At 54.4% G+C, this 2,636-nt stretch carries 1 protein-coding gene and 1 pseudogene; both read right to left on the bottom strand.

The window, feature by feature from the left end; translation table 11 throughout:
- Window positions 1-861: 861 nt before the first annotated feature.
- Window positions 862-1,986, bottom strand: coding sequence for a DUF3800 domain-containing protein (locus U5A58_RS40250; protein WP_321916987.1), 1,125 nt, complete (start codon window positions 1,984-1,986; stop codon window positions 862-864).
- Window positions 1,987-2,236: 250 nt separating this feature from the next.
- Window positions 2,237-2,636: pseudogene (locus U5A58_RS40245) on the bottom strand (pirin family protein); the annotation flags it as partial.

Genomic DNA, 2,636 nt, shown 5'->3' with positions numbered 1-2,636 from the left:
AGGAGCGTGAAGACCAGTCCTCCCGAGATAGCACTTGCTGCCAAGCTCAAGAGTCGACCGACGTTTGCCCGATTGACTCCACCCATGACCGAGTATTCGTGTTCTTGTGGAGCGATCATTAGTTTAGATTTTACGGTGGCACAGTTAAACAACTAAGTGGCGGGGGCTATCGAGAATTCAAGAGACATTCGAGAAGCTTAGGGTTTATCCCGATCCCGTCGACGAGCGTCTGCATACCACGGACGCTCAGATTGGCAGCCCCGTGCGACTTGTTCTGCTGCGAGCCGAGCCGCTTTGAAAGGCTTGCCGCCTGACGTGGGTCCCGCCCGAAAGCGCGGGAGACGGTTCGTCTTGCCGTTTGCGCGTGCTTGGCAGTTGGAGGTGTATCGCTGAAATCTCGAGTGTTGTGATCGCGATCAAATCGGCCCTCAACACTCGAATTGTGTGCGTCGAAAGCTTGCCATGTTTGATGAGTGTTCTGGACGTCGTCGGATCGGAATGCCCGTTATTTCCAGCATGAAAAGTCGTTCATATAATATAGTAATCCTAATCTGAAATGGGAACGTGATGAGCGGTTCGAATAGAGAGGGGTTATCTTTGGAGAGGGCAGGTCTGCCGAGGGACGTCGCCTTCCGCATCTGGGTTTGGATACGACGGAGCGAAGCGGCGGGCGCTTGTCGACCCCTATGCGGCATTCACGCAAAGACGATGGACGTCCGTTCGCGAATCAACTTGAGCCACTCACGGACGACACAAGGCACGGCTCTAAGCTCTGCACCTCAGACTCACCGGACAAGGTAGTCGAGCGAGAGGTGGGTATAGCATTTAGCTTGCATTGCTTAAACCGGTTTGAACGAAACACTAGACGCGCATCGGGTCTGTGATAAGCCGGCGCGAAACCATATGTAAATACTCTGGCATTCCCTCAACTAGGCTTTTGCCTGCCTTGGCGCGGGAGTGGAGTTCCATCAATACAAGCGCATTGCGCTGGACGCGCCGATCCTTCAGTCTCACCTCGTCGCGGTCCGGAATTATGCTGCCGTTGTTAGCGATCCGAGCGATGATCTTGCGCCAGCGTACCGCGTGTTCGTCGTCAGCTCCAGAGAAAACATACACAGCCGCCGCTGCAACCGCGTCGGCGATCTGGATGCCATGGGTTAGTTTCGAATCTGCAAATTCGATGGGTCCGGAGAGATTGAACGTAATCGGATGACGCTCTCCTAAGCCTTCGCTAAATAACCGATCCTCACGACCAATCATGGTTTCGAAAACGGTAGGGTCGTGTTGCAAGGGCTTGGATGGATCGCAGACTGCGGTAATTTGGTCGTACTCCATTCCCCAATTGGCGAGCAATGTGAATAGCGCTGTATTGGTCAGATCGAGGATCCACTTGCCGGAACCTGCATCGTCAAGAGAGGAAAGTTCGGCCCTTATGTCCTCTGCACGATGCTGCGCGAACTCCCGGATCTGAGTAATTACCGGTGAATTCTCTTCGTGGACTGATGATGAAAAGATCCCGTGAAGCTTGCTCTCGTCCTTCGTTCGCATCAATTCCTCGAACTCGGTAAATATAGCCTCCGCACCCGCTCCACGGGCGACGAACTCGACATACAGGATATTTGCAATAAATCGATGAAATCCGATTCCGTAGAACAAGGAATTAATTTCCGAAAAGCAAGGCTCAAAGATGTACTCATGGAGCTTGCACGCCAGCGCGAATTTCTTGTCAGATATGGATATTTTAATTCTTCCGTCAAACCGATCGAAGATTTCGTCAATCAACTTTCTTCCCCGGCTAAATCGCACTAGTTTGCTCCCTTTGAGCTCGCCACCTTGAATACCATGTGTGGCTATGAGCCGCTCAACGAACTCTTTCGCTTCTTGGTCATCGGTCGCTACTGAGGCATACGAAAAATACTTTTGCTCAGGATGGAGCAAGTTGTTTCCCGTGAATCCGGACTCGTCAAAGTAGATCTTCTGTGGCATTCATTTTCCCCATTTTTTCTTCCAGAATTGCGTCGTATCACGCCGCCCGAACACCAGAGCCCTAGGTCGTCGTGGCAAACGGTGTGAGTGTGATGCGCCCGGGATGGCTGGGTCTCGAGTATATAACCCAGCAGTCGATTTGCTTCGTTCTTGCGGTCCTCAAACTAACCATCAACGGACCTCCGCGCTTCGGCACGACCGGCTGAAACTGGCCGACGACAGTCGCACACATCGAGAAGGCTCATTTGCGTTAGCCCCAAAGTTCAACGATCACAACATCCGTATCGCCATGCGCGATCAAATCCAGCTGCGCCTCGTCCCGGATGGCTACACCGTCTCGCGGTGCGAGCCGGATAGGCCCCGCGTCGAGCTGCCCGTGATCTGCGACCAGATAGGTCGAGCCCGGCTTCGGCAATGCGTGCTTGAGTGTCGTGCCTTCGCGGAGTGTTGCAACACGCACGCGTGCGTCGGCATTGATGGGCAACGCGCCTTCGCGCACATCTTGAGGATCGCCGCTCGCCAGCGTCACGAAACGGCCTTCGCGACATTCGCGCGAACAGACGCGCGTTGACCAGCGCGGCGTACCGCCCGGCGTCCGCGGACGCAGCCAGATCTGAAACACGCGCGCGGCGACATCTTCCTCGTTGCGC

The sequence above is a fragment of the Paraburkholderia sp. J7 genome (assembly GCF_905220155.1).
In the GTDB taxonomy this organism is placed as follows: Bacteria; Pseudomonadota; Gammaproteobacteria; order Burkholderiales; family Burkholderiaceae; genus Paraburkholderia.
The sequence above is the reverse complement of the archived record's forward strand: the minus strand, read 5'-3'. Positions and strand labels throughout refer to the sequence as shown.